Origin of the sequence: Streptomyces venetus, from assembly GCF_039540295.1 — a bacterium.
In the GTDB taxonomy this organism is placed as follows: domain Bacteria; phylum Actinomycetota; class Actinomycetes; order Streptomycetales; family Streptomycetaceae; genus Streptomyces; species Streptomyces venetus.
Genome location: NZ_BAABET010000003.1, coordinates 748,545 through 769,363, shown reverse-complemented (window position 1 = coordinate 769,363; position 20,819 = coordinate 748,545). Strand labels below are relative to the sequence as shown.

Genomic DNA, 20,819 nt, shown 5'->3' with positions numbered 1-20,819 from the left:
AACGATGACCACCTTGCCACACCACTTGCCCACTCGTCTATACGAGTATGCCTGTGGAGGTGTACGAGTTCGGAGAAGCGTCCCCGCGCACCACCTCTGACCATGCGATCAGGTCGCCGGGAGCTGATACGACAGCACGTACGCGTCGGCCGCCATGACCGTGTCGCAGACCTCCACGGGCCGCCCCTCGGCGTCGAAAGCAGTCCGGATCAGGTGAATGACCGGCACGCCGGAAGCCAGCCGGAGCGTCTTGACCTCGTCGGGCGAGGGCATCCGGGCGCGGATCTCCTCCTCAAAGTGGTCCAGGCGGTGGCCCAGTTCTTCGAGGCGGGCGTAGATGCCGCCGGGGCCGGGGTTGGGTTCGGCGATCTGCGTACCACGTGCGATGTCGAGCGGGAGGTAGGAGGTCGCGAACTCGACCGGCCGACCGTCGAGCAGGTACCGCCGCCGACGGGCCAGGACCCGGCGCACGGACCCGAGCCGAGTGGAGATGTCCGGGCTGGCCTTCTCTTCCTTGACTTCCAGGCTGTCGACCTGAGGGTGCCCGCCGGCCGCGTCGGCCTCGACGATGAACGCGGACTTGCCCTGCTCGCGATGGCGTCGGGCGAAGCGGTAGGATGCGAGCCGCCGCACAGGCGGCCGTGGTCGCACGAACACCCCCTTGCCGTGCTCGGCGTGTACCAGGCCCTCGCCCTGGAGGATGGAGAAGGAGTTTCGAACCGTCATACGGGAAACCCCGTAATGCTCGACAAGCTCCGCCTCCGAGGGCAGCTTCTCACCCTCACGAAATCGCCCACGGTCGATGGCTTCGCGCAGCTGGTCGGCGATCTGCCGGAAGACCGCACGATCGCTCGTGGGGTCGAGATCACCGAGGATGCCCGAAGGAAGAGAAGGGCTCACGCGTGTACTCCTTTAGGTATCTAGACGAGTGGGCGAGCGTTGTTGCTACGGTGGAGAGCCTAGCTATCCGAGAGGGCCGAGGTACGTGAGCACAGAACGCCCGCACTCCGTGAGCGTCGCCGGGGTCGTCGTCGACGACCAAGGCCGTGCCCTCTTGATCCAGCGCCGTGACAACGGCCACTGGGAACCCCCGGGCGGAGTCCTCGAACGAGAGGAAACCGTCCCCGAAGCCCTGCAACGCGAAGTCCTCGAAGAGACCGGAATCAAGATCGCGCTTCCCGCGACCCTGACCGGCGTCTACAAGAACATGACGGGCCTGATCGTCTCCCTGGTTTTCCGATGCCAGGCAGCCGACGGCACGCCTACCACCGGGGACGAGACCCGTGCTCTGCGCTGGGCCACCCGTGAAGAGGTCTCCGAGCTTGCCGACGAGGCGTACGCGATTCGCGTTCTGGACGCGCTCGACGCGACGTCCCCGCCGGCCATCCGCGCCCACGACGGCGTGAAACTCGTCTACCCGAACCCGCTGCACATGGCGGCCTACCTGCATAAAGGAACTTGTATGCACGAGTATACGAGTACAGCCCGGGTCTGGGGGCTCAGTTGCCCAGGTTTTCCGGAAGAGGTGAGCCGGGCCCGCCGCTGGACGCGAGACATCCTGCGCGGATGTCCCCTGGCCGACGACGCCGAACTGATCGTGAGCGAGCTGAGCGCGAACGCGATCCTCCACACGGCGAGCGGTGGGGCAGGCAGCTTCCATCTGGCCCTGGCGGTCTCCCCCAAGGTGGTCGCCCTGTCGGTCACCGATGAGGGAGGGACGGGCACGGCCCCGAAGGTCGAACAGCCGAGCATGGATGCGGTACACGGCCGCGGCTTGGGCATGGTCAGCGTCATCGCTCACCGGGTCGTCGTCCACGGCAGCCACAGCGGCTACACCGTCACCGCCGAACTCTTCACGGACACCCAGCCGGGAGGACACCCGTGCTGATGGACAAGCCCCAGCGGGGCTTCTGGTGCGAGTGCTGGACGCAAGACGTCAACGACGATGCAGGGTGGCCGGCACTCCGGGGATCCTTCGACGCCTACTCGGCACCACAGGCCGACAGATGGGTAGCGGTCGCCCTGCGCACCATTTCACCGGCACTCGACCCGGACGCCTCTGACGAGGCTTGGGCCTGGCTCTATGACGGCCGCATCGGTACCCGACGAGCCCTCTTACGCATGGAACCCTGCACGGTCTCTGTGACCCATGCCAGCACCCGCATCACATGGACGATCCGGCCAGTGGTCTTCCTGCCGTTGGCTCACCGCCAAGGTGCCGATCTCCCAGCCTGTGCGTACGACTTCAAGCCCCACGCCACAGACTGAGTTACAACTTTCTCTACTGGTTCAAGGCGGCTCGCTCCGCTCACCGCGCGCGGCCCGGCCCCCGGCCGGGCCTGCGCTCCTGTCTCCGCCCCGCTCCAGCCCGGCCGGCGCCCGTGCCGCGCTCAGAGCAATCGGCCGCCTGATGCCAGAGAGAGGGGTTCGTCGTGGCTGGGGCGGTCGGCTCCACGGCTTTACGGAGCCACTTTGGCGCGAGCCTCGAAGATCATGGCCCCAAACGTCGTGCTTTACCGGGCAGGTCCACAGACTGCCCGACTCGCCGGAAGCTTACGGGGCCATGATCACTCGCGCCAAAGCAGCGCCACCCCAAAGCCGCTGCACCGACCTTGCGCAGGACCGCCCAGCAGCCCGTCGCGTCCGGTTCGCGCGGTTTTGCGAGGTTGTGGTTCGTATCGCGGGCCGCCGATGGGTAGAGGGCAATGAGGCCATTCCAGGCGTAGGGGTCCTTGGAGTCCTCTAGCGTGTGGTCGGCGTGAAGACCAGTTGCCGTGGCGCTCATCTGGTGCAGGGGCGCCCGGTTCGGGGGGTGCAGTGTGGCTGAGGTCGGCCGATTCGACGCGTTCGTGTCGTATGCGTATGAGGATGAGCCGCTGGCGAAGACCCTGGCGGAGAATCTGCATCGACTGGGTCTTGATGTGTGGCTGGATCAGTGGGAACTAGCCGGGGGCCAGCGGGTCGCGTCGCGATTGCAGGACGGGCTGGCGAGAGCTGGGGCCGTGGTCACTGTCGTCAGCCGGCACTGGGTGGAGTCCGGGTGGTGCGGTGAGGAGTTCGATGCCGCCGTGGCCGCCGCAGTGAAGCGAGGACAGCGCCTGATCCCGATCCTGGTGGGCGAGGTGGAGCTGCCACCTTTCATCGCATCGCGGCTGTACATCGACTTCCGTTACGTGGCTTCCCCGGAACAGTACGTGGAGCGTGTGAGGCAGGTGGAGCGGGCGGTGCGGGGGCTGTCGTCGGCGCAGCGCCCGGAGCGGGGTGGGGCACTGGTGGTGCCCGATGCGGTTGGCTACCGGCCGGACGGGCCCACGCATGCGGAGTTACGTGTAGCCACGGGGGCGGTGACGTTCTCCGCCGCGGGCAGTGAGGTGTCCTGTGTGCCGCGTGGGGTGGATCGTAGTCTCGAGCAGCGGCTGTGGATGCTGCAGAGGGCCCGTACCCGGGCCACGAGTGGCCTGGTCACGCGACGATTGCCCTCCCTGGAGGAGGCAGCCGCTTCCGGGGGTTTGACGGGGGCGCTGGTTGCCGTGGGTGGGGAGCTGGGTAAACGGTTCGTGTGCGGTGACGTGGCGGCGGCTCTGACCCAGGAGGAGCAGCTGGCCCAGGCGCGTCATGCCTCGTTGCGGATCGGGTTGAGGGTGGATGACCCGGGGTGGGTGGATCTGCCGTGGGAGACCCTGACCGTTCCGGGTGCAGTACGGCCACTGGTTCTGTCGGAGCAGGTGGAGCTGTACCGCACAGTGCGGCGAGAGAGTGCGCCGGTCGCGGTGCAGGTGCCGGGTCCGTTGCGGATTTTGGCGGTGGTGGCCAGCCCGGAATCCAGCGGGGGTGAACTCCTTGACTACGAGCGGGAGCTGGGCCGGATCCTGGATGCGGTCGACCCGGCGCGGTCCGGGCAGGGCACGTATGTGCGGGTACTGAACTGGGGCAGTCTTGCCGAGATCCGCGCGGCTCTGGAGCAGGAGCGCTTCCATGTCCTGCACCTGTCGTGCCATGCCGAGCCGGGTGTCCTGTTGCTGGAAGGCGAGCAGGGCCAGGTCGACGAGGTCGATGCGCAGCGGTTCATCGCAGAGGGCCTGCCAACAGATCGGGGGGTTCCGTTGGTGGTGCTGGCTGGCTGTTCCACCGCCCGCACCCCCGTGACACAAGATGCGGAGAAACCGGAAGCGCTGCCCTCAGGTGACGAGGGGGGCTCGGACTCCGACGCTGAAGGGCCTGGCGCTGATGCTGTGAGTGCGGTGGGGCGGGTCCGGGCCGGTCTGGCGCGCGCGTTGCTGGAGCGCGGGGTGCCAGCGGTGCTGGCGATGAGCGAGGCTGTCACGGACCACTACGCCACCGAACTGGCTGCAGAGATGTACGAGGCGCTGGCGCGGGCCGAGCACCCCAACCCCCTGACCGCTCTCTCCCAGGCCCGCCGCACCCTGGAGACCCGGCGCCGACAACTGCCGGACAACGATCCGCGCGCCGCGTGGCCGGAGTGGGCGACCCCGGCGCTGTTCCTGGCGGGCCCCCCGCTGCCCTTGTTCGACCGCGCCACCGGCGCCGACCGGGTGCCAGTCGTGCCGGAGATAACGCTGGATGAGGCCATGGTGGTGCGCAAGGTCGGCGAGTTCGTCGGCCGACGCGCCGAGTTGCGCCGGCTGCTGTCCGCTCTGCGGGATCCCCAACGGGCGGGGGTGCTGGTGCATGGCATCGGCGGGGTCGGCAAATCCACGCTGGCTGCCGAGCTCCTGCACCACTACGGCGCCCAGGACCGGCTGATCGTGCCAGTTGCGGCCAGCACGACCCGTACCGTTGACGACCTCCTGGAAACCCTGCGGCAGCGCCTGAACACCCACTGCGTGACCGAGGATCTGGCGGAGAGAGACCCGTTGCGACGCGTTGTGGCGGTCTTGGCGGACGCCAGTTCACCGTGGCGGGAGCGATGGCAGCTGGTCCGCCAGACCGTGCTGCCGCGGCTTCCTGTCCTGATGGTCGTGGACAATGCCGAAGATCTGCTCGTTCGGGCAGGCGATGGTTGGGAGCTGTCCGACCCAGCGTTGGCGGCTTTCCTGGCAGCGTGGGCGGCGGCGAGTCCGCGTACCGGGCTGCTGGTCACCAGCCGGTACCCTTTCAGCCTCCCCCAGCGCGCACACAAACGACTCACCACCCATCACCTGGGGCCGCTGTCGCTGGCCGAGACCCGCAAACTCATCTGGCGGCTGCCCGGCCTCGACGCCCTCACCCCCGCCGAGCGGCAGCGTGCGTACACCGACGTCGGGGGCCACCCCAGGGCCCTGGAATACCTCGACGCCCTGTTGCGCGGCGGCCACGCTCGTTTCCCCGACATCGCCGACCGCATGGAAGCCGCCCTGGAGGACCGCGGCATTCCCGATCCCGAGCGCTGGCTGGCAGAGGTTGCGGGCGACCTGGACACGGGACTGGCCGAGACCATCACCCTCGCAGTCGACGACGTCCTCCTCGACACCCTCCTCGACCAGCTCGAAGACGTGCCCGGCGCACGGCGGCTGCTGGACGGGATGGCCATCTACCGCACCCCGGTCGACTCCACCGGGGCCGCCTGGCAGCTGTCACAGCTGACCACACCCCCCGAACCCGACCTCGCCCTCCACCAGCGCCTCCAAACGATGAATGCGCGCATCGCCGAGGCCCGCGCGGCTGGAGCAGGACCTGACAACAACTATGGCCTGACACCCGAAGCGATCACCGAATACGAAACCCTCTGGAGGGAGCTTCAGCGGCCGCCTGTCGACCTGAACGGCCAAGGCGGGAACGCGTTGCAGCGGCTGCTCGATCTCGGGCTGGTCTCCCCGGCCCCCGCACCCCAGGACGAACCGGGCAGTCCGCCCAGCGGCTTAGCAGTGCACCACTGGACCGCCGACGCCCTCCGCGGGCGCGCCCACCACGACACCCTCAAAGCCGCTCACCAACGTGCCGCTGCCTACTGGCAATGGCGCGTTAACCTCCGGGCCCAGCCTCCCACCGACGACATCAAACAACTCATCGAGGCACGCCATCATCACCACCAGGCCAGCGACCTCGACCAAGCCAACGCTGTCACAGCGTGGGTGTGCACCCAACTGCACACCTGGGGAGCCTGGGACTGGGAACAACACCTGGTAGAGGAATCCCTCACCTGGGTCCCCGACCGCTCCGGCTCTGCTGCCTCCTACATTCACCAGCTCGGCATCATCGCGCAGGAGCGGGGGGACTACCAGCAGGCCGAGGAACACTACCGCGCCTCCCTCACCATCAGCGAGGAGCTCGGCGACCGCTCCGGCATCGCCGACAGCTACCACCAGTTCGGCATCATCGCGCAGGAGCGGGGGGACTACCAGCAGGCCGAGGGACACTACCGCGCCTCCCTCACCATCAGCGAGGAGCTCGGCGACCGCTCCGGCATCGCCACCAGCTACCACCAGCTCGGCATCATCGCGCAGCTGCGGGGGGACTACCAGCAGGCCGAGGAACACTGCCGCGCTTCCCTCACCATCAGCGAGGAGCTCGGCCACCGCTTCGTCATCGCCAACAGCTACGGTCAGCTCGGCATCATCGCGCAGCGGCGGGGGGACTACCAGCAGGCCGAGGAACACTGCCGCGCCTCCCTCACCATCAGCGAGGAGCTCGGCAACCGGCCCGGCGTCGCCACCAGCTACCACCAGCTCGGCATCATCGCGCAGGCGCGGGGGCACCACCAGCAGGCCGAGGAACACTACCGCGCCTCCCTCACCATCAGCGAGGAGCTCGGCCACCGCTCCGGCATCGCCAACAGCTACGGTCAGCTCGGCATCATCGCGCAGCTGCGGGGGGACTACCAGCAGGCCGAGGAACACTACCGCGCCTCCCTCACCATCTGCGAGGAGCTCGGCGACCGCTCCGGCATCGCCACCAGCTACCACCAGCTCGGCATCATCGCGCAGGCGCGGGGGCACCACCAGCAGGCCGAGGAACACTACCGCGCCTCCCTCACCATCAAGGAGGAGCTCGGCAACCGACCCGGCATCGCCAACAGCTACGGTCAGCTCGGCAACATCGCGCACGAGCGAGGGGACTACCAGCAGGCCGAGGAACACTACCGCGCCTCCCTCACCATCAGCGAGGAGCTCGGCAACCGGGCCGGCATCGCCAACAGCTACGCTCAGCTGGGCATGCTCCGCACTGAGCGGCAGCGCCCCGCCGAAGGCGTGCCATACACGCTCGAGGCACTGGTCCTTCAACTGAAGATCGGAAGTCCGCCCGATACGACCCTTTACTGGCTCGGCCGGCAAAGGGCTCTCCTCGGCGACGACGCCTTCCAATCCATCCTCGACGCCCTTGTGCCGGACGATGTAGCGGCATCGATCATGAACGCCACACCACCCCAAAACGAGCCTCCGCCACATGAAGAGTCAACCAGATGAAGCCCCACAAAGCACAGATCAGTCGTCGACCGTGGTGCAGTACTTCGCCGGACGATCCGCAGATTCTTCGGCGTGACAGCCGATGATCGGCCACGGTGCCGCAGCATCTCGAGCCTGCCAAACCTAGCTGACTGATCTTCCCTAGTAACTTGAGTCAACGAGACCACGAGGACAGGACATTCCGTCAGAAGCCGAGGGGAACGGTCATGGTGCGCGCGCCCAAGAGTGTGGACGTGAAACTGAACCTGCACGTGTTGGAGATCTCCGGCACCTGGGAGCCGAACGATGCGGAACGGCGTGCAGCCTGGGAAGTCTACGTAGAGCTCGTAACCCGAGTCTCGGTCGTGCCCCTGCGAGCCGACGAGGGCCTCCTACGGGAGGCCCTGACCAGCCTGTACTCGCTATTCGCGACGACCCGCGATGTCCTACGCCAGCACGGCCCGGACGTGGCCGAGCCCAAACGCAACGGGCAGTACAACTTCGGCTACCTCGCCGTCGCCATGCTCAACTTCGGAATCCGTCCCATGGTCGCCCGCTGGCACCCCGCCCTGGAGGACTGGGAAGACCTGCGCCCCGCCGACCGCTCCCGCCGCGACCACGAACAACTCTGGTCCCACGCCGAGGAGCTCCGAACAGCCCTCAACGACACCCGCCGTATCCTCACCGCCTACGCCGACCTCCTCGCCGCCGCGTGCGGCGTCCCCAACCTCCTGCAAGCCGTACCAGCCGGCGACTAACTACCCCCCGGGACGCTTTGGCGCGAACTCGTCATGCCCCTACGCGACCAAAGAGGAGGACCACGGAGGTCTGTGGTGGTGCAGCGAGGCATACGCGCGCCTGGTCGTCGGCGCGCCCGCCGTCGTGGCTGACTGTCGTCGGCTGAGGTGTGCCACAACCGTGCCAAAAGCAGGGGTCAGCAACGGTCAACACCGGTGCCCTGCGGAGGAGTAGCTGGCCGCTTCCTCGGCGGATGAAGCCGCAGCTCAGCCCGCAAATCACCCACCCTCTCTCCTAAAGCGGGTGTCGCAGGTCCGAATCCTGCCGAGGGCACCAGCCGAAAGGCCCCGGACCGATCATGGTCCGGGGCCTTTGACATGTACTTCTGGCATCAACGAGGGCAGTCACTCTCGGATGCGGCACTGGTTGGCACACGTGCTGCCGGGCGGATCGCGGTGAAGTCCTGGACCTCGTCGCGGGTAGCGGAGAGCAACAGCAGCCACTCGTCGCAGCCCTGCCACGGATGGAGGTCGCCGCCGCCTCCGCGCGCCACCCGCGGTCCGTCCCCGGTGCGGGGGCGTGCGTCCGCAGGTGCGTCCGTGAGATGAGGGACCCACACGTCGGCGCAGATTTCGTTCGCCGATCCCATCGCCGCCAGCCCGAAAGCGTTCTCCGCTGCGGCCGTGCGCTCCTCGTCGGCGAAGTCACCGAGCACCTGATCCTTGTCCGGCCTCCCGTCCCCGCCGAAGGTCAGGGTCGTCGTGCCCGCCCGGGCCGCATACTCCCACTCCGCCTCGCTGGGCAGCCGGAACGGCAATGCTCCGAGCAGGTCGTCCAATTCGTCCTCAATCCGGGCCGTATTCGAAGCCGATTCGGCGAAGCTGTCCTCGTACTCGGGCAGCCAATGCCGTACTTGCGCCACCGTGAGCGGATGCCGGGCGATCAGAAACGGCTCGACCCGCACTTCTCGCACCGGCCGGGCCCGGACGGCACCGGCGAAGAATGCTTCGAGGTCGTCATCGGCGCCGTCGGCCCGCTCGATGGCACGAACCGCCTCCAGTTCCGCGTCGGACAAGCCCATCCGGAACGTCCCACCGGGAACGGCCCGGAAGACCACACTGGAAGGGACGTGCCGCCAAGCCGGTCGGCCAGCCACGATCTCTTGAGCCCACATGGTGCCGGACGCTAGCAGTCGGGCACCCCGGACGGACCCGGGAAGGGATCGTGGTCAACGATCACCTCCTGGGCGCCGCAGCTCTGCACCACTACCGCACCAGATCGAGCGGGGACCAGCGGGGAACCACGGTGAAGACGGTCGAGCCCAGAAAGGGCGCGGACTGTACGTTCGCCCAGATCAGCGCCCGAACCGTCCGCAAGTGCCCGCAGTTTCCCAGGCTGAGGGCTTCCAAAAGGAGACCGTCCGCGTCGTACATACGGTCCGGCCGCCGCACCTTGCTTTGGTCGACAGCATGGCCAGCGCGACTGACGCCGGCGGGGTGCAGCGAGGCATACGCGTGCGCCGCCTGTCGGCAAACCCGCCGTCGTGGCGGGCTGTCGCTGGCTGAGGGTTCGGGCAGGGTGCGTCGAAGGTTGCTGCTGGAAGGTGACCGGCGGGGGGCAGGATCAACTCCGTGCAGTCCCTGGGTCGTGCGAGTCGTTCGGGCCGACGGTGAGGCCGAAGACGTAAGGCGAACCCTTGGTGTTGCCTACGCGAGCGAGGTATTCAGCCTCCACATCCTGAAGAATGGTGAGCATTTCAACATATAGATTTTCACCCGGGTTGGTCGCATCGAAAATCAAATTCGTCCATAGATTGTTGCGAGCCGACCACAATGTGAGGTGTCCTGGCACCCAAAGCACCCAAATACTATCTAGGTCTTGAACGTCGTCCAGGGGGTCCAAGTGGTGAGCGATGATGTACTCCTGTAGGCATTCAACGGTCGGATGCTCCAGCAGATGCACCACGAGGAAGATGTTCCGAGACGTCCCCTCTTCTGTCTTGCGAAGCAGTTGCGCTCTGGCATGTTCGATCTGTGGGCGAGCCTGCTGGAGTACATTGTTCACCGAGGTGATGACGGCACCGTGCTGGTCGCCTGGCTTCGCTCTCGCGTTGAACTCGCGGAATCCGCCTGGGAGCGACTTCACCTCGAAGGCCGCGCGGCCATCCCCGTTTACCCCGTAAGGCTCCATGGAGTTCTTCTGCCGAGTGCCGTGGGGGATCCGGAACAGGAGATCTGTTCCGCCCGAGAAGTCGACCTCTTCCGGGGCCACATGCAAGAAGGCGGTCGTGATTATGGCGGCCAGGTGTTCACCAGAGCCGACCTTGAGCTTACTCAGTTGGCTCGGGCTTAACTGCCGCACGATCTCGTCAACAGCCCATGCAAGCGTGCGGTGCCCCGTCGCGAGCACGTGACTGCCGATGGGTCCAGGGTCTGTCATGGTCCAAGTGTGACCGGGGTGCCCACAAGGTGGAAGGGTCCAGGACACTGCCTGGCAGTAGGTCGGCGTACGGCGAGCCCATTCCCACCGTCCGTCTCAGTTTCCGTCTCATTCAGCGCCGTTCACGGCCGTTCAGATGAGACCGAAGGCGGTAGCCGCTCCCACGACCGACCGCGCATGAACCAAGGTGAACGGCCCCGTTCAATGCCCCTGAGGTCACCACCACAGTTGGAAAGCGTGTTGGGGGCAACCCCTCACGAGTTCGAATCTCGTATCCTCCGCCAGTGCCTCACCGGGCACGATGTCGAAGGGCCCCACCGCTTGCGGTGGGGCCCTTCGACGTTGTCCGTCTCACTTCCCGTCTCGGCCGGCCCGCCGTCCTACGACGGACGGCGCCGTGCCTGCCGGTATTCCTCGTAGAGCCGGCCCCCGGCCGCGCATGTGCCGAGAGCCCTTCCCTTGTCGTCCTTGGCCCGGCACCCTCGGCATGCCGGGTAGTGCTGCATCATGCGCAGGTACGCGGCTCGCTCGGGCGCGCTCGGGCACTGGGGTCGCTGCGCGCGTAGTGATCGCAGAGGACACGGACGGACCGGGCGAGGCGACGCGCGTACGCGACCCGGGGAAGGTGGCTGGGTCCGGGCTCGGCGCTCAGCCGCAGGCGCGCCTCCGCGATGCAGAAGAGGCCACAGTTCGCGGCACCGCGTCCTCGGGCAGGGCCCGTACGGCCGCCTCGACCTCGGGAAAGGCCACAAGGATGTGTCCTCGTAGCTGAAGCGTGAGCGTCCCGAGTTCCGCTAGCGAGGGCTCCACGGCGTCCCGCATGAGGAGACGTTCGGCACAGGCCCGCATCGTCTCCAGGTCCAGCGGCGCAGCCTGGCCTGTTGCCGTGGTCATGCCTCGGCCTCGCTTTCGAGCGAGCGCCCCGCCGAGGCCAGAGCCAGGACGTCGGCTGCCGTGCACAGCCGTCCCGGGCGGACCAGGGGCACCGCCCAGTGCGACGCTCGTGTCCTTTCATCGAACTCGGTGCGGTCACCTCGGGGCACACCGAGATACGTGCCCTCGCCCAGGCACTGGGCGACCGGCTCTCACCATGTCTGTGCGGTGCCGGGCGGCACGAGGACGTAGTAGCGGCGGAAGCCGGGATCATGGAAGACAGGGGCGCCGGCAAGGCAGCGGGCCAGCCGATCGCTCACCGTGTAAGGATCAGCGTCGGCCACTGCCCGATGGACAATCCGCTCGGGCAGGCGAACCGCCTCGAAAAAGACTGGGGCCAGGCCCTCCGTACCTTCCGGAAGCTCACCGACCTGAGCCAGACCAAGCTCGGCGAACTCGTCGGCCTGGTACGGCCCGACGTCTCCGACATCGAACGAGGCCGGCGCCGAGTGACCTCGCTCGAGGTGCGGCAGCGCATCGCAACCGGGCTGGGTATCCCACCGTCCCTGCGCTCTCCAAGAGAGCGACCGACGACGACACCGGTCCCAGCGCTCGCCGTCGCCGGTGCCGGCCCCGACGAGGACCTCTTGGCCCGTGTCACGAGTGTCGTCGGCACGACGCATCGCGTCGACGCCCCCACGCTGGACTGGCTGGACCGCCTGCTCGCCGAACACCGCCGCGCGGAGGACGTGATCGGCTCCCGCCCTCTCGTCGAGGTCATGCGCCGACAACTCAACACCGTTGTCGACCTCTACGCGGCCGCCCGTGGCCCGCTCGCCGACCGTGTCGTCCGCCTCGCCTCCGAACACGCCCAGTTCCTGGCCTGGATGGCCCAGGACCAAGGCCAGACGGCGGCCGCGCTGGCTTGGTACGACCGGAGCCACGAATGGGCCCTGGAAGCGGGCGACCTCAACATGGCCGCGACCACACTCAGCATGAAGGCCCACATGGCCTGGTCCGGCGGACGCGGCACCAGATGCGTACGACTCGCCGAAGCCGCCCGCTGGTCGGCACCCGGCACATCCCTCGGCGTGCAGGGCATGGCCGCACAGATGGCCGCCCGCGGCCACGCCCTGGGCGGCAACGCCGACGACGCCGAACGCCTCCTGGACGAAGCGCAGAACTTGATCGGCCGAGCCGCCGAACGCCCGGAGGACGAGCCCCCGTGGATGTACTTCTACGGAGAAGACTGGTTCACCCTGCAACGCGGCATGGCCGCACTGCACTTACGGAACTGGCAGACAGCCATCGATCACCTCACGACCGGCCTGAACGCCTTGCCGGAGGAGTACCGGCGCGACAGAACCTGGTACCGGTCCTGCCTCGCACACGCCCTCGCCGCAGCCGGTGAAGCGCCCCAAGCCCTCTCGGTGGCCGTGACAGCAGTCCCGGACGCCTCCGCCATCGGTCGTCCCCACTCCTGGAACGAACTCCACACCACGGCAGCAGTTCTCCTGCGACACGGAGCCAACGAGGGACACCAACTGGTCGCCGCACTGAGAGAACACGACTGAACGGACTCCCATAGGGACTGAGTTACAACTTTCTCTACGGGTTTCAAGCCCCGGCTCCGCTCCGGGCGCCGCTCCTGCCTCCGGCGGGGGCGCTCAGGCTCCGAGATTGCGGGGGCGCCCCTTGCGAGTGCCGGCCGGAGAGTGGCGTGCGCGGGGAGCTCCCATCCCGCCTGCCATCGACCCAGGCAGAGCCGAGCAGACGCGGCCCCTGGCCGCTCCACGGTGTGTGGGTCGACGGCAGACGGGATGGGAGCTGGGGTGAGTGGTGGGCTGAGGAAAGAGCTTCGACCGCGCCTTCTATGCTTCGGGGCAGGGGTGCCATGACCAATCGAGACTGGTACGACGACAGCGACTACGAGAACGCGGTCGAGCGGGCCGAGCGGATGACCCGGATCGGTTGGAAGGCGATCACGGGCGTGACGGGGCTGATGGTTGTAACTGCGATTACGGCCGCCGTTTTCTGCATGGTCGTTGTCGTCGGCATGGTGTACATCGTGGCTGTCGCGCTCTAGCAAGCCGTTGAGCTTGTCAAGGGCGTCCCGAGGCCCTGACATCATCACCTGACATCAACAAGTGCGGACAGCGGCGATCGGTGCCGGATTCTGGCGACCGATAACGAAGGGCCAGCTCGGGAAGGTTTCCTTCCCAGGCTGGCCCTTCGGCGTTTCAGAGGTCGCGTCACACGCGGGCCACTACGGCCCCCGCAGGGTGACGAGGTGCCGTGCCCTCTGGCGGCGTTGCATGGCGCCCGAGGAGGGGGGTCAGCCGGGCAGGTCGCCGGTGTAGCGGTAGATCTGGTTGGCCGCGTTCACACCCCAGACAGTGCCGTCGGCGCCTACGCCGATGTCGGACAGCGACCCGGGGATGTTGAGCCACGGATTGGCCGGAGTGGTGTCGCTGTAGGAGTAGTGGTAGATCGCGTCGCCGGGGTCGCAGCCCCACACGGCGGTGCGGGAGCCGACGTCGATCGCTTTGAGCGTCCCGTTGAGGCCCTTCCAGTTGTTGGCGTCCCAGTCGCCGGTGTAGCGGTAAATCTGGTTGGCCGCGTTCACACCCCAGACAGTGCCGTCGGCGCCAGCGCCGATGTCGGACAGCGACCCGGGAATGTTGATCCAGGGATTGGCGGGGTTGGCGTCGCTGTTGCTGTAGCGGTAGATCGCACCCGCAGGGTCGACGCCCCAGACGTTGGTCCTGGACCCCACTGTGATCCGCTTCAGCGAGCCGTTGATCTGCTTCCAGTTGTTGGTGTCCTGGTCGCCGGTATAGCGGTAGACCTGGTTGGCTGCGTTGCATCCCCAGACGGTGCCGTCGGCGGCCGCGCCGATGTCGGACAGCGACCCGGGGATGTTGATCCAGGGGTTGTCGTCGTTGTTGGTGTAGCGGTAGATCGCACCGGCGGCGTTGACGCCCCAGACGTTGGTCCTGGATCCCACCGCGATCCGGACCAGTGATCCCTTGATGTGCTTCCAGTCGGCCATGCTGGCGACACCCTCTCAGTCGGGGTTGCTTCGCCTTCACGCTGCCCTAGCGGAACGATTCGCCATTGAAAGGGATTTGAGCGGTGATCGGAGTTATTGGCTTAATAAAGCGGTTTGTCCGAAGAGTCGCCGCTTCCGGGCTGGCCTTACACAGGTCGCCCCAGCCGTCGAGATGACGCGATCATGGCCACTCGTGCAAGTGATTGACAAAAGTGGACCGCCCCCACCAGTGCCTCCAGGCGTGATGTGCGCACCATGGCCGCACCACAAGCGCACCAGAACGAGCGGGGAACGGCGCGGAACCACGGTGAACGCGAAGTGGCCCGGCAAGCCCCCTCCGGGACCGTTCACACAGGTCAGCACCCGCACCGTCATAGAGGGGTTACCCCACGAGAGGGAACACACCGCGTGTTGCGGAGGCACGTGGGCTTCGCTCTGGTGTGATGTCGCGCCAAGCCGCAGGTTGAACGCCTCGGTCCGTAGGGGCGTGCGGAAGGTAGACCTCGTTGGGATCACGAGCCTGGTGGGAGGACCTGCCCAAGGTCGAGTGGCCCGACGTTCCGCCGAGCGTTGTCACGCGCGGGACGTGGTACCGGCAGAACATGCACAATGCCCGCTGGAAGGCCAAGCTCCTGGATCTGACGATCCTGGTTCTAGCTGCGGGGGTGCCCTTCGCCGTCGCGATCAAGGCTAACAACTGGATTGTTGCGCTTCTAGGGTCCCTTACCTCGCTCCTGACAGGGATGCGCCATGTCTTCGACCCGCAAGGAGACTGGATCTCGTTCAGCCGGGCGAACGTGCAGATCGAAACCGAGGTAGTCCGCTACAAGCAAGCCTTGGATGAGTACGGGGACCCGGCTGCCGCTCCAGGGATTCTTGCCGCCCGCGTTGAAGAGATCTGCGCCGAGGAGACGGGCGCCTGGGCTCAGCGCCTCCCTCGTCCCGCCATCCCGGGAACGAACCACTAGCTGGCTGCTGAGCAGCACGAGTGAGAGGGGCGACCCGTCTCAGTTTCCGTCTCATTCAGCGCCGTTCACGGCCGTTCAAACGAGACCAAGGGCTGTGGCTACCCCTTCAACCGGACTTCCCTGAACGTGGCTGAACGGCCCCGTCCGAGACCGCTGAGCCCACCAGCTACTCAGGGGTCCCCTCGCTCGCCGACTGCGTGGTCCGAGTCGGTCAAGAAGGTCGGCCGGATCGCCGGCAAGTCCATCCTCTACTTCGAGCGCTGCGAACTGCGCCCGCGGCACTCACGCTCGGCTCGCCGGGGTGATCTCGGCGACCAGGCCGCGGATGCGCTTCTCGATCTCGTCGCGGATCGGACGAACCGCTTCAACGCCCTGCCCGGCCGGATCGGGGAGCTCCCAGTCGAGGTAGCGCTTCCCGGGGAAGACGGGGCAGGTGTCCCCGCAGCCCATCGTGATGACGACGTCGGACGCCTGGACCGCCTCCACCGTGAGCACCTTGGGCACCTCGGCGGTGATGTCGATCCCCACCTCCGCCATGGCTTCGACGACGGCCGGGTTGACGGTGTCGGCGGGGGCGGAGCCGGCGGAGCGGACCTGGACGCGGTCGCCCGCGAGGTGGGTGAGGAAGGCGGCGGCCATCTGTGAGCGTCCTGCGTTGTGGACGCAGACGAAGAGGACGGACGGGGTGGCTGTGTCAGGCATGGGCTGCGTTTTCCTGAGGTGCGGGGACGGCGGCTGGGGCGGTGAAGTAGCGGCGTGCGTACAGGGCGACGTACACCAGGCCGATGAGTGCGGGCACTTCGATGAGCGGGCCCACGACGCCGGCGAGTGCCTGGCCGGAGGTGGCTCCGAAGGTGGCGATGGCGACGGCGATGGCCAGCTCGAAGTTGTTGCCCGCAGCGGTGAAGGCCAGCGTCGTGGCGCGTGAGTAGTCCAGACCGACGGCGCGGCCCAGGGCCATGGACCCGGCCCACATGACGGCGAAGTAGACCAGCAGCGGCAGGGCGATGCGGGCGACGTCCAGCGGCTGTGAGGTGATCGCGTCGCCTTGCAGGGCGAAGAGGATGACGATGGTGAAGAGCAGCCCGTAGAGGGCGAAGGGGCCGACGCGCGGAATGAGCTTGGCTTCGTACCAGGTGCGGCCCTTGGTCTTCTCGCCGATGCGGCGGGTGAGGTAGCCGGCCGCGAGCGGGATGCCGAGGAAGATGAGCACGCTGCGGGCGATCTCCCACACCGACACGTCCAGGCCGGTCTGTTCCAGGCCGAGCCAGCCGGGCAGGACTGAGAGGTAGAACCAGCCCAGCGCCGAGAAGGCGATCACCTGGAAGACGGAGTTCAGGGCGACCAGGACGGCGGCGGCTTCGCGGTGGCCGCAGGCCAGGTCGTTCCAGATGATGACCATGGCGATGCAGCGGGCCAGGCCGACGATGATCAGGCCCGTGCGGTAAGCGGGCAGGTCCGACAGGAACAGCCAGGCCAGCACGAACATCAGCGCCGGGCCGACGACCCAGTTCAGCAGCAGGGACGGCAGCAGCAGGCGGCGGTCGCGGGTGACGGTGTCCAGGCGGTCGTAGCGGACCTTGGCCAGCACCGGGTACATCATCACGAGCAGGCCCAGGGCGATCGGCAGGGACACGCCCGTCACCGTCACCTTGGCCAGCGCGTCACCCAGCCCCGGGACCAGACGCCCCAGACCGAGCCCCACGGCCATGGCCGCGAGGATCCAGACAGCCAGGTAGCGATCCACGAAGGACAAGCGTCCCGCCACGTTCCCCTCAGCAGCCGCAGTGCTCACGAGGTGGCCCCGGCAGGCGCCGTGCGGTCGGGCAGTGGTTCTCCTGCCGGGCGGGTCAGGATCGCGGCAAGTCGGTCGGTCATCTCCGGGACCAGCCAGTAGTAGACCCAGGTGCCGCGCCGCTCGCAGTCGATCAGACCTGCCTGCCGGAGCAGCTTGAGGTGGTGCGAGATCGTCGGCTGGGACAGCTCGAAGGCCGGGGTCAGGTCACACACGCAGACCTCGCCGCCCGCGCGTGAGGCGATCATCGACAGCAGACGCAGCCGCACCGGATCACCCAGTGCCTTGAACACCTTGGCCAGCTCTACCGCCTGGCCCTCGTCCAAGGGGGTCGTCAGCAGCTCTGGGCAGCAGCCGCCGGCCGCATCGTCCTGACCCAGCACCACGAACTCTTGATTCGACATCTTTCTATGTTGACATTCTTCGATTCAGGGCGCAACGTTGAATCGACAGACATCAATGCAACCTGTTGGGAGTCGTGCCATGTCTCGCGCTCAGCTCGCCCTCCGTGTCAGCGACCTGGAAGCGTCGATCACCTTCTACTCGAAGCTGTTCGGCACCGAACCGGCCAAGCGTCGCGAGGGCTACGCCAACTTCGCCATCGCAGAGCCCCCGCTCAAGCTCGTCCTGATCGAGGGGCAGCCGGGCGAGGAAACGCGCTTGGACCATCTCGGCGTCGAGGTCGAGTCCACCGACCAGGTCAACGCCGCCGCCTCTCGCCTCAAGGACGCCGGCCTGGCCACCTTCGAGGAGAACGACACCTCCTGCTGCTACGCCCTCCAGGACAAGGTGTGGGTCCACGGCCCCGGCAAGGAGCCCTGGGAGGTCTACGTGGTGAAGGCCGACGCCGACAACCTCGGCAAGAGCGCCGATCCCCACACCACCGGGGACGCCTGTTGCGCCAGTCGGGCGACCGAGAGGGTGAGTGGAGCGTGAGCGGGGACCGAGCACTGGCTGCGGCGGTTGCCGGTCTGATCCGGGGGAACTCGTGACGAGTTCGAATCCCGTGTCTTCCCAGGTCACGGGTGTGCAGTGGGTGCTGCCGTCCCGGTATGTGCCGACGGCCACAGCGGGCAGGGTGCCTGGAGGCGCATACTGAGCCATGACAAAGCCTGCGGCACCCAAGCGTCATCTGCCCACCAGCCCCTTCAAGGCCCCCGTCACACCGGCCCCCAAGCACTTCGCCATGGGCGACCAGGTCACCCACGATGTCTACGGCCTCGGCCGGGTGATCGGTATCGAGGACGGGATCGCGGCGCTCGTCGATTTCGGCTCGGCGCAGATGCGGATCTTGAGCCCGTACGCCAAGATGACCAAGTTGTAGAACCGTCGTGCCCGGTCACGGCACGCCGGGTCCCATCGGGGACCTGTAACGAAAGGCAGACCTCTCATCGAACCGACTTCGCTGTTCTCCGCCCTGGAAGGGCAACCCCGCCGTTCCAGCGCAGCGTCGCCGCCTCCGGCGACCAACCCCTTCCAGGCCCCGGACTTCGGAGAGGACGAGATCTTCCGGTCCGGGAACGCTTCCGGGGACGTCTCCGAGGGCGCGCAGGTGCCCGCCCGCGGCACGCGTGCCGCTCGGTCCAAGGCTGCCTAGCGGCTGCTCGCGCATGGCGCGGGTGGCGAGGGTGGCGCGGGTGGCGCGTCACCTGGGGAGAGAGGACGCTGGGTGCGGGGGCAACATGAGGGAGACGCCCCATGGCACAGACCACCCCGCACCACAGAGCACGTACGCCGTTCCTTTCCCGCCCCGGCGTCCGCCGCGCCCTACCGTTCGTCCTGATCACCGCGGTCGCTCTGATCTTCATCTTCGAGAACCGCGCACATGTGGAGATCCGCCTCCTCATTCCGCTGGTGACCATGCCGCTGTGGGGCGCCCTCCTGATCGCCTGGGGGCTCGGCATGCTCGCCTGTGTCGTCACCGTGCGCCGACGGTCGCACCGGCATTCACGGCAGTGAGTTGCTCGGGATCACGCAGTTCTTCGGCTGCGGCTTGCCCGTCGGCCAGCCCAGACCCACGAACTTGAGGGTGCCGGGGCCCTGGCGGCCCGGGTCGAGTTCGACGATCGCGGCCGGTTTGTCGTAGGCGTTGCCGCCTGTGGTGAGGCAGATCAGGCCGCTGGTGGCCTGGACACGGTGGCGGGACTGGAGGAGGGACCACTGACGGCCCACGTCCTCGCGGCTGGGGACCGTTTCGGAGTCGCCCTTCTGCGCCTGGTGGAGGGCCTTGCCGATGGTGAGCAGGCCGTCGTGGACCAGCATCGTGCGGGAGTCGTCCAGGGCGGGGACGGAGCCCAGTTTCGTGCCCTCGTTCGTCGTCGTCTCGATCAGCTTCCTGAGGGTGTCCAGGGCCGCCTTCGGCTCCGTGAGGTACTGGGGGAGGTCCCGTTCGGCTGGTTTCCTGTGGTGGGCCGCCGTCCAGCGCTTCGTCCAGGCCCTCAGTTCCGTCGTCCAGGCGTCGGGGTGGGCGGGGGCGGCGTACTGCACCGTCACCTTCGGCCTGCCGCCGTCGCCGCGGAGCCGGGCCCAGTCCTTGTCCGTCATGTCCTGGCGCAGGGACGCGGCGTCGGAGCCGCTGACGATGGTGTAGTGGCGGTCCTTGCAGCCGACCTGGGCCAGCTTGAGGGCGAAGATGCGCAGGTGGAGGGTGCGGCCGGCGAAGTAGACCGTGTCGGCCTCGGAGTCGCAGATGTTGTTGGCCGTCTGGGTGAACTGGTTGCCGGTCGAACCCGCCTCGTCGATCGACGGGGACTCGAACGACATCGCCGCCGGACCGGCCGGGCCCTTCTCCTCGATCCTGCTGAACGCCTTCGCCAGTGACTCGTTGTAGCCGTCGGGGCGTTTGTCGTAGACCAGGACCGTCCTGAGGTTCTGCCGGCCCCGTTCGCCGTTGAAGTTGGCCAGGGCCTGGGCCGCGTCGTAGTTCGTGGGGAGGATGCGCGCCAGGCCGGGGAAGCGGAGCTTGGCCATGCCGTCCGGCCGGTCCTCGTTCGCGATCCGGTCGCCGCTGATGCGGGCGGCCAGCACCGGGATCCTGTTCTCCGTCAGGCGTTGGACCGCCGCCTCCGTGGCCGCGAGGCTCAGATTGAAGCCGGTGACCGCGCGCAGCCGGTCCTCGGGCGAGGCGGCCATCCGCAGCAGCATGTCGACGACCTTCTCCTGACGGCCGTAGTCCTGCCCGGGGTTGGCCAGCACCAGGCGGATCTTGGGCGGTTCGCCCTCGCCCTCGTTGGCCTGCCGCTGCCCCAGGTACGCGCCCTGGAGGTCGCTGCGCATCTGCCGGCGCAGGGCCTCCCGGTCCGACTGGAGCGGCAGCATCATCGCCACCGTCACATGCGGCTGCTTCGCGATCCGTTCGTTCTCGCGCGCGATGGCCCGGGCCACGTCGGCTATCTCCTTGGTGCCGAAGTCGTAGCCCTCGCCGTTGACGCCGACGCACTCGCCGTCGATCCGCTCCACACCGTCGGCGCAGGTGTCCGGCTTGCGGATGAGGGAGGTGGTGAGCGCCACGCCCGCGACGATCGCCACCGCGGCCAGCAGTGAGAAGAGGATCTTCCGCCATCTGGGCATGC

The 20,819-nt window shown here is 67.5% G+C and carries 18 protein-coding genes and 2 pseudogenes; 11 read left to right on the top strand and 9 right to left on the bottom strand.

Annotation, left to right across the window (positions count from 1 at the left end):
* Positions 1-108 precede the first annotated feature (108 nt).
* A complete protein-coding gene (locus tag ABEA82_RS13370; RefSeq protein WP_345661628.1) occupies positions 109-900 on the bottom strand; it encodes a GntR family transcriptional regulator in 792 nt (263 codons plus the stop codon).
* A gap of 109 nt (positions 901-1,009) precedes the next feature.
* Here ABEA82_RS13370 and ABEA82_RS13365 point away from each other — a divergent pair.
* The 5 genes and pseudogenes from ABEA82_RS13365 to ABEA82_RS13345 all read left to right on the top strand — a co-directional run.
* Positions 1,010-1,414, top strand: a pseudogene (locus ABEA82_RS13365) (NUDIX hydrolase); the annotation flags it as partial.
* A 48-nt stretch (positions 1,415-1,462) separates the two neighbouring features.
* Positions 1,463-1,888, top strand: coding sequence for an ATP-binding protein (locus tag ABEA82_RS13360; protein WP_345661721.1), 426 nt, complete (start codon positions 1,463-1,465; stop codon positions 1,886-1,888).
* Positions 1,888-2,268: a hypothetical protein gene (locus ABEA82_RS13355; RefSeq protein WP_345661720.1), complete on the top strand. Its 381-nt coding sequence runs from the start codon at positions 1,888-1,890 to the stop codon at positions 2,266-2,268. The genes ABEA82_RS13360 and ABEA82_RS13355 overlap by 1 nt, the downstream gene beginning before the upstream one ends.
* 551 nt (positions 2,269-2,819) lie before the next feature.
* Positions 2,820-7,403 (top strand): tetratricopeptide repeat protein, encoded by a 4,584-nt coding sequence (locus ABEA82_RS13350; RefSeq protein WP_345661626.1) that lies wholly within the window; start codon positions 2,820-2,822, stop codon positions 7,401-7,403.
* A 344-nt stretch (positions 7,404-7,747) separates the two neighbouring features.
* The gene (locus ABEA82_RS13345) at positions 7,748-8,140 is read left to right on the top strand and encodes a hypothetical protein (RefSeq protein WP_345661625.1); all 393 of its coding nucleotides are present in this window, start codon (positions 7,748-7,750) and stop codon (positions 8,138-8,140) included.
* 371 nt (positions 8,141-8,511) lie between these two features.
* Here the strand turns inward: ABEA82_RS13345 and ABEA82_RS13340 are convergent, their stop codons facing one another.
* From ABEA82_RS13340 to ABEA82_RS38660, 3 genes and pseudogenes are all read right to left on the bottom strand, one after another.
* On the bottom strand, positions 8,512-9,201 hold the full coding sequence (locus tag ABEA82_RS13340; protein ID WP_345661624.1) for a formylglycine-generating enzyme family protein: 690 nt from the start codon (positions 9,199-9,201) through the stop codon (positions 8,512-8,514).
* A 542-nt stretch (positions 9,202-9,743) separates the two neighbouring features.
* On the bottom strand, positions 9,744-10,559 hold the full coding sequence (locus ABEA82_RS13335) for a hypothetical protein (protein WP_345661623.1): 816 nt from the start codon (positions 10,557-10,559) through the stop codon (positions 9,744-9,746).
* A gap of 505 nt (positions 10,560-11,064) precedes the next feature.
* Positions 11,065-11,381: pseudogene (locus ABEA82_RS38660) on the bottom strand (DUF6415 family natural product biosynthesis protein).
* Between the two features lie 401 nt (positions 11,382-11,782).
* On the opposite strand from ABEA82_RS38660, the gene ABEA82_RS13325 reads away from it, so the two are divergent.
* Both ABEA82_RS13325 and ABEA82_RS13320 read left to right on the top strand, forming a co-directional pair.
* Positions 11,783-13,006, top strand: coding sequence for an NsdA family TPR-like regulatory protein (locus ABEA82_RS13325; protein ID WP_345661620.1), 1,224 nt, complete (start codon positions 11,783-11,785; stop codon positions 13,004-13,006).
* Between the two features lie 320 nt (positions 13,007-13,326).
* Positions 13,327-13,518 carry a hypothetical protein gene (locus ABEA82_RS13320; RefSeq protein ID WP_345661619.1) on the top strand — a complete coding sequence of 64 codons (192 nt, stop codon included), beginning with the start codon at positions 13,327-13,329 and terminating at the stop codon, positions 13,516-13,518.
* Positions 13,519-13,767: 249 nt separating this feature from the next.
* Here ABEA82_RS13320 and ABEA82_RS13315 read toward each other — a convergent pair whose 3' ends face one another.
* Positions 13,768-14,484 (bottom strand): tectonin domain-containing protein, encoded by a 717-nt coding sequence (locus ABEA82_RS13315; RefSeq protein ID WP_345661618.1) that lies wholly within the window; start codon positions 14,482-14,484, stop codon positions 13,768-13,770.
* A 506-nt stretch (positions 14,485-14,990) separates the two neighbouring features.
* Between ABEA82_RS13315 and ABEA82_RS13310 the strand changes: the two genes are divergently transcribed.
* On the top strand, positions 14,991-15,452 hold the full coding sequence (locus tag ABEA82_RS13310) for a DUF4231 domain-containing protein (RefSeq protein ID WP_345661617.1): 462 nt from the start codon (positions 14,991-14,993) through the stop codon (positions 15,450-15,452).
* Positions 15,453-15,734: 282 nt separating this feature from the next.
* On the opposite strand, the gene ABEA82_RS13305 is transcribed toward ABEA82_RS13310, so the two are convergent.
* From ABEA82_RS13305 to ABEA82_RS13295, 3 genes are read right to left on the bottom strand one after another with little or no spacing between them, the layout of a single operon-like run.
* Entirely contained in the window at positions 15,735-16,154 is a 420-nt protein-coding gene (locus tag ABEA82_RS13305; protein WP_345661616.1) for an arsenate reductase ArsC, read from the bottom strand.
* Positions 16,147-17,247: an ACR3 family arsenite efflux transporter gene (gene arsB / locus ABEA82_RS13300; RefSeq protein WP_425588514.1), complete on the bottom strand. Its 1,101-nt coding sequence runs from the start codon at positions 17,245-17,247 to the stop codon at positions 16,147-16,149. Before arsB ends, ABEA82_RS13305 begins: the two co-directional genes overlap by 8 nt.
* Complete coding sequence (locus ABEA82_RS13295; RefSeq protein WP_345661614.1) at positions 17,244-17,651, bottom strand: ArsR/SmtB family transcription factor; 408 nt, start codon at positions 17,649-17,651, stop codon at positions 17,244-17,246. Before ABEA82_RS13295 ends, arsB begins: the two co-directional genes overlap by 4 nt.
* Before the next feature lie 79 nt (positions 17,652-17,730).
* Between ABEA82_RS13295 and ABEA82_RS13290 the strand changes: the two genes are divergently transcribed.
* The 3 genes from ABEA82_RS13290 to ABEA82_RS13280 all read left to right on the top strand — a co-directional run bounded on the left by ABEA82_RS13290 (position 17,731) and on the right by ABEA82_RS13280 (position 19,206).
* On the top strand, positions 17,731-18,183 hold the full coding sequence (locus ABEA82_RS13290) for an ArsI/CadI family heavy metal resistance metalloenzyme (protein WP_345661613.1): 453 nt from the start codon (positions 17,731-17,733) through the stop codon (positions 18,181-18,183).
* A 166-nt stretch (positions 18,184-18,349) separates the two neighbouring features.
* Positions 18,350-18,571 carry a hypothetical protein gene (locus ABEA82_RS13285; protein ID WP_345661612.1) on the top strand — a complete coding sequence of 74 codons (222 nt, stop codon included), beginning with the start codon at positions 18,350-18,352 and terminating at the stop codon, positions 18,569-18,571.
* Positions 18,572-18,945: 374 nt separating this feature from the next.
* Positions 18,946-19,206: a hypothetical protein gene (locus ABEA82_RS13280; RefSeq protein ID WP_345661611.1), complete on the top strand. Its 261-nt coding sequence runs from the start codon at positions 18,946-18,948 to the stop codon at positions 19,204-19,206.
* Here ABEA82_RS13280 and ABEA82_RS13275 read toward each other — a convergent pair.
* The gene (locus tag ABEA82_RS13275; RefSeq protein ID WP_345661610.1) at positions 19,195-20,817 is read right to left on the bottom strand and encodes an ABC transporter substrate-binding protein; all 1,623 of its coding nucleotides are present in this window, start codon (positions 20,815-20,817) and stop codon (positions 19,195-19,197) included. The two genes, ABEA82_RS13280 and ABEA82_RS13275, sit on opposite strands and share 12 nt — an antisense overlap.
* Positions 20,818-20,819 lie beyond the last annotated feature (2 nt).

Excerpts from the sequence above, each read along its gene's own strand:
- ABEA82_RS13295 (WP_345661614.1), bottom strand. The coding sequence starts at position 17,651 with ATGTCGAATCAAGAGTTCGTGGTGCTGGGTCAGGACGATGCGGCCGGC.
- ABEA82_RS13340 (WP_345661624.1), bottom strand. The coding sequence starts at position 9,201 with ATGGGCTTGTCCGACGCGGAACTGGAGGCGGTTCGTGCCATCGAGCGG.
- ABEA82_RS13290 (WP_345661613.1), top strand. The coding sequence starts at position 17,731 with ATGTCTCGCGCTCAGCTCGCCCTCCGTGTCAGCGACCTGGAAGCGTCG.
- ABEA82_RS13285 (WP_345661612.1), top strand. The coding sequence starts at position 18,350 with ATGACAAAGCCTGCGGCACCCAAGCGTCATCTGCCCACCAGCCCCTTC.
- ABEA82_RS13315 (WP_345661618.1), bottom strand. The coding sequence starts at position 14,484 with ATGGCCGACTGGAAGCACATCAAGGGATCACTGGTCCGGATCGCGGTG.
- ABEA82_RS13305 (WP_345661616.1), bottom strand. The coding sequence starts at position 16,154 with ATGCCTGACACAGCCACCCCGTCCGTCCTCTTCGTCTGCGTCCACAAC.
- ABEA82_RS13335 (WP_345661623.1), bottom strand. The coding sequence starts at position 10,559 with ATGACAGACCCTGGACCCATCGGCAGTCACGTGCTCGCGACGGGGCAC.
- ABEA82_RS13325 (WP_345661620.1), top strand. The coding sequence starts at position 11,783 with ATGGACAATCCGCTCGGGCAGGCGAACCGCCTCGAAAAAGACTGGGGC.
- ABEA82_RS13360 (WP_345661721.1), top strand. The coding sequence starts at position 1,463 with ATGCACGAGTATACGAGTACAGCCCGGGTCTGGGGGCTCAGTTGCCCA.
- ABEA82_RS13280 (WP_345661611.1), top strand. The coding sequence starts at position 18,946 with ATGGCACAGACCACCCCGCACCACAGAGCACGTACGCCGTTCCTTTCC.
- ABEA82_RS13355 (WP_345661720.1), top strand. The coding sequence starts at position 1,888 with ATGGACAAGCCCCAGCGGGGCTTCTGGTGCGAGTGCTGGACGCAAGAC.
- ABEA82_RS13275 (WP_345661610.1), bottom strand. The coding sequence starts at position 20,817 with ATGCCCAGATGGCGGAAGATCCTCTTCTCACTGCTGGCCGCGGTGGCG.
- ABEA82_RS13320 (WP_345661619.1), top strand. The coding sequence starts at position 13,327 with ATGACCAATCGAGACTGGTACGACGACAGCGACTACGAGAACGCGGTC.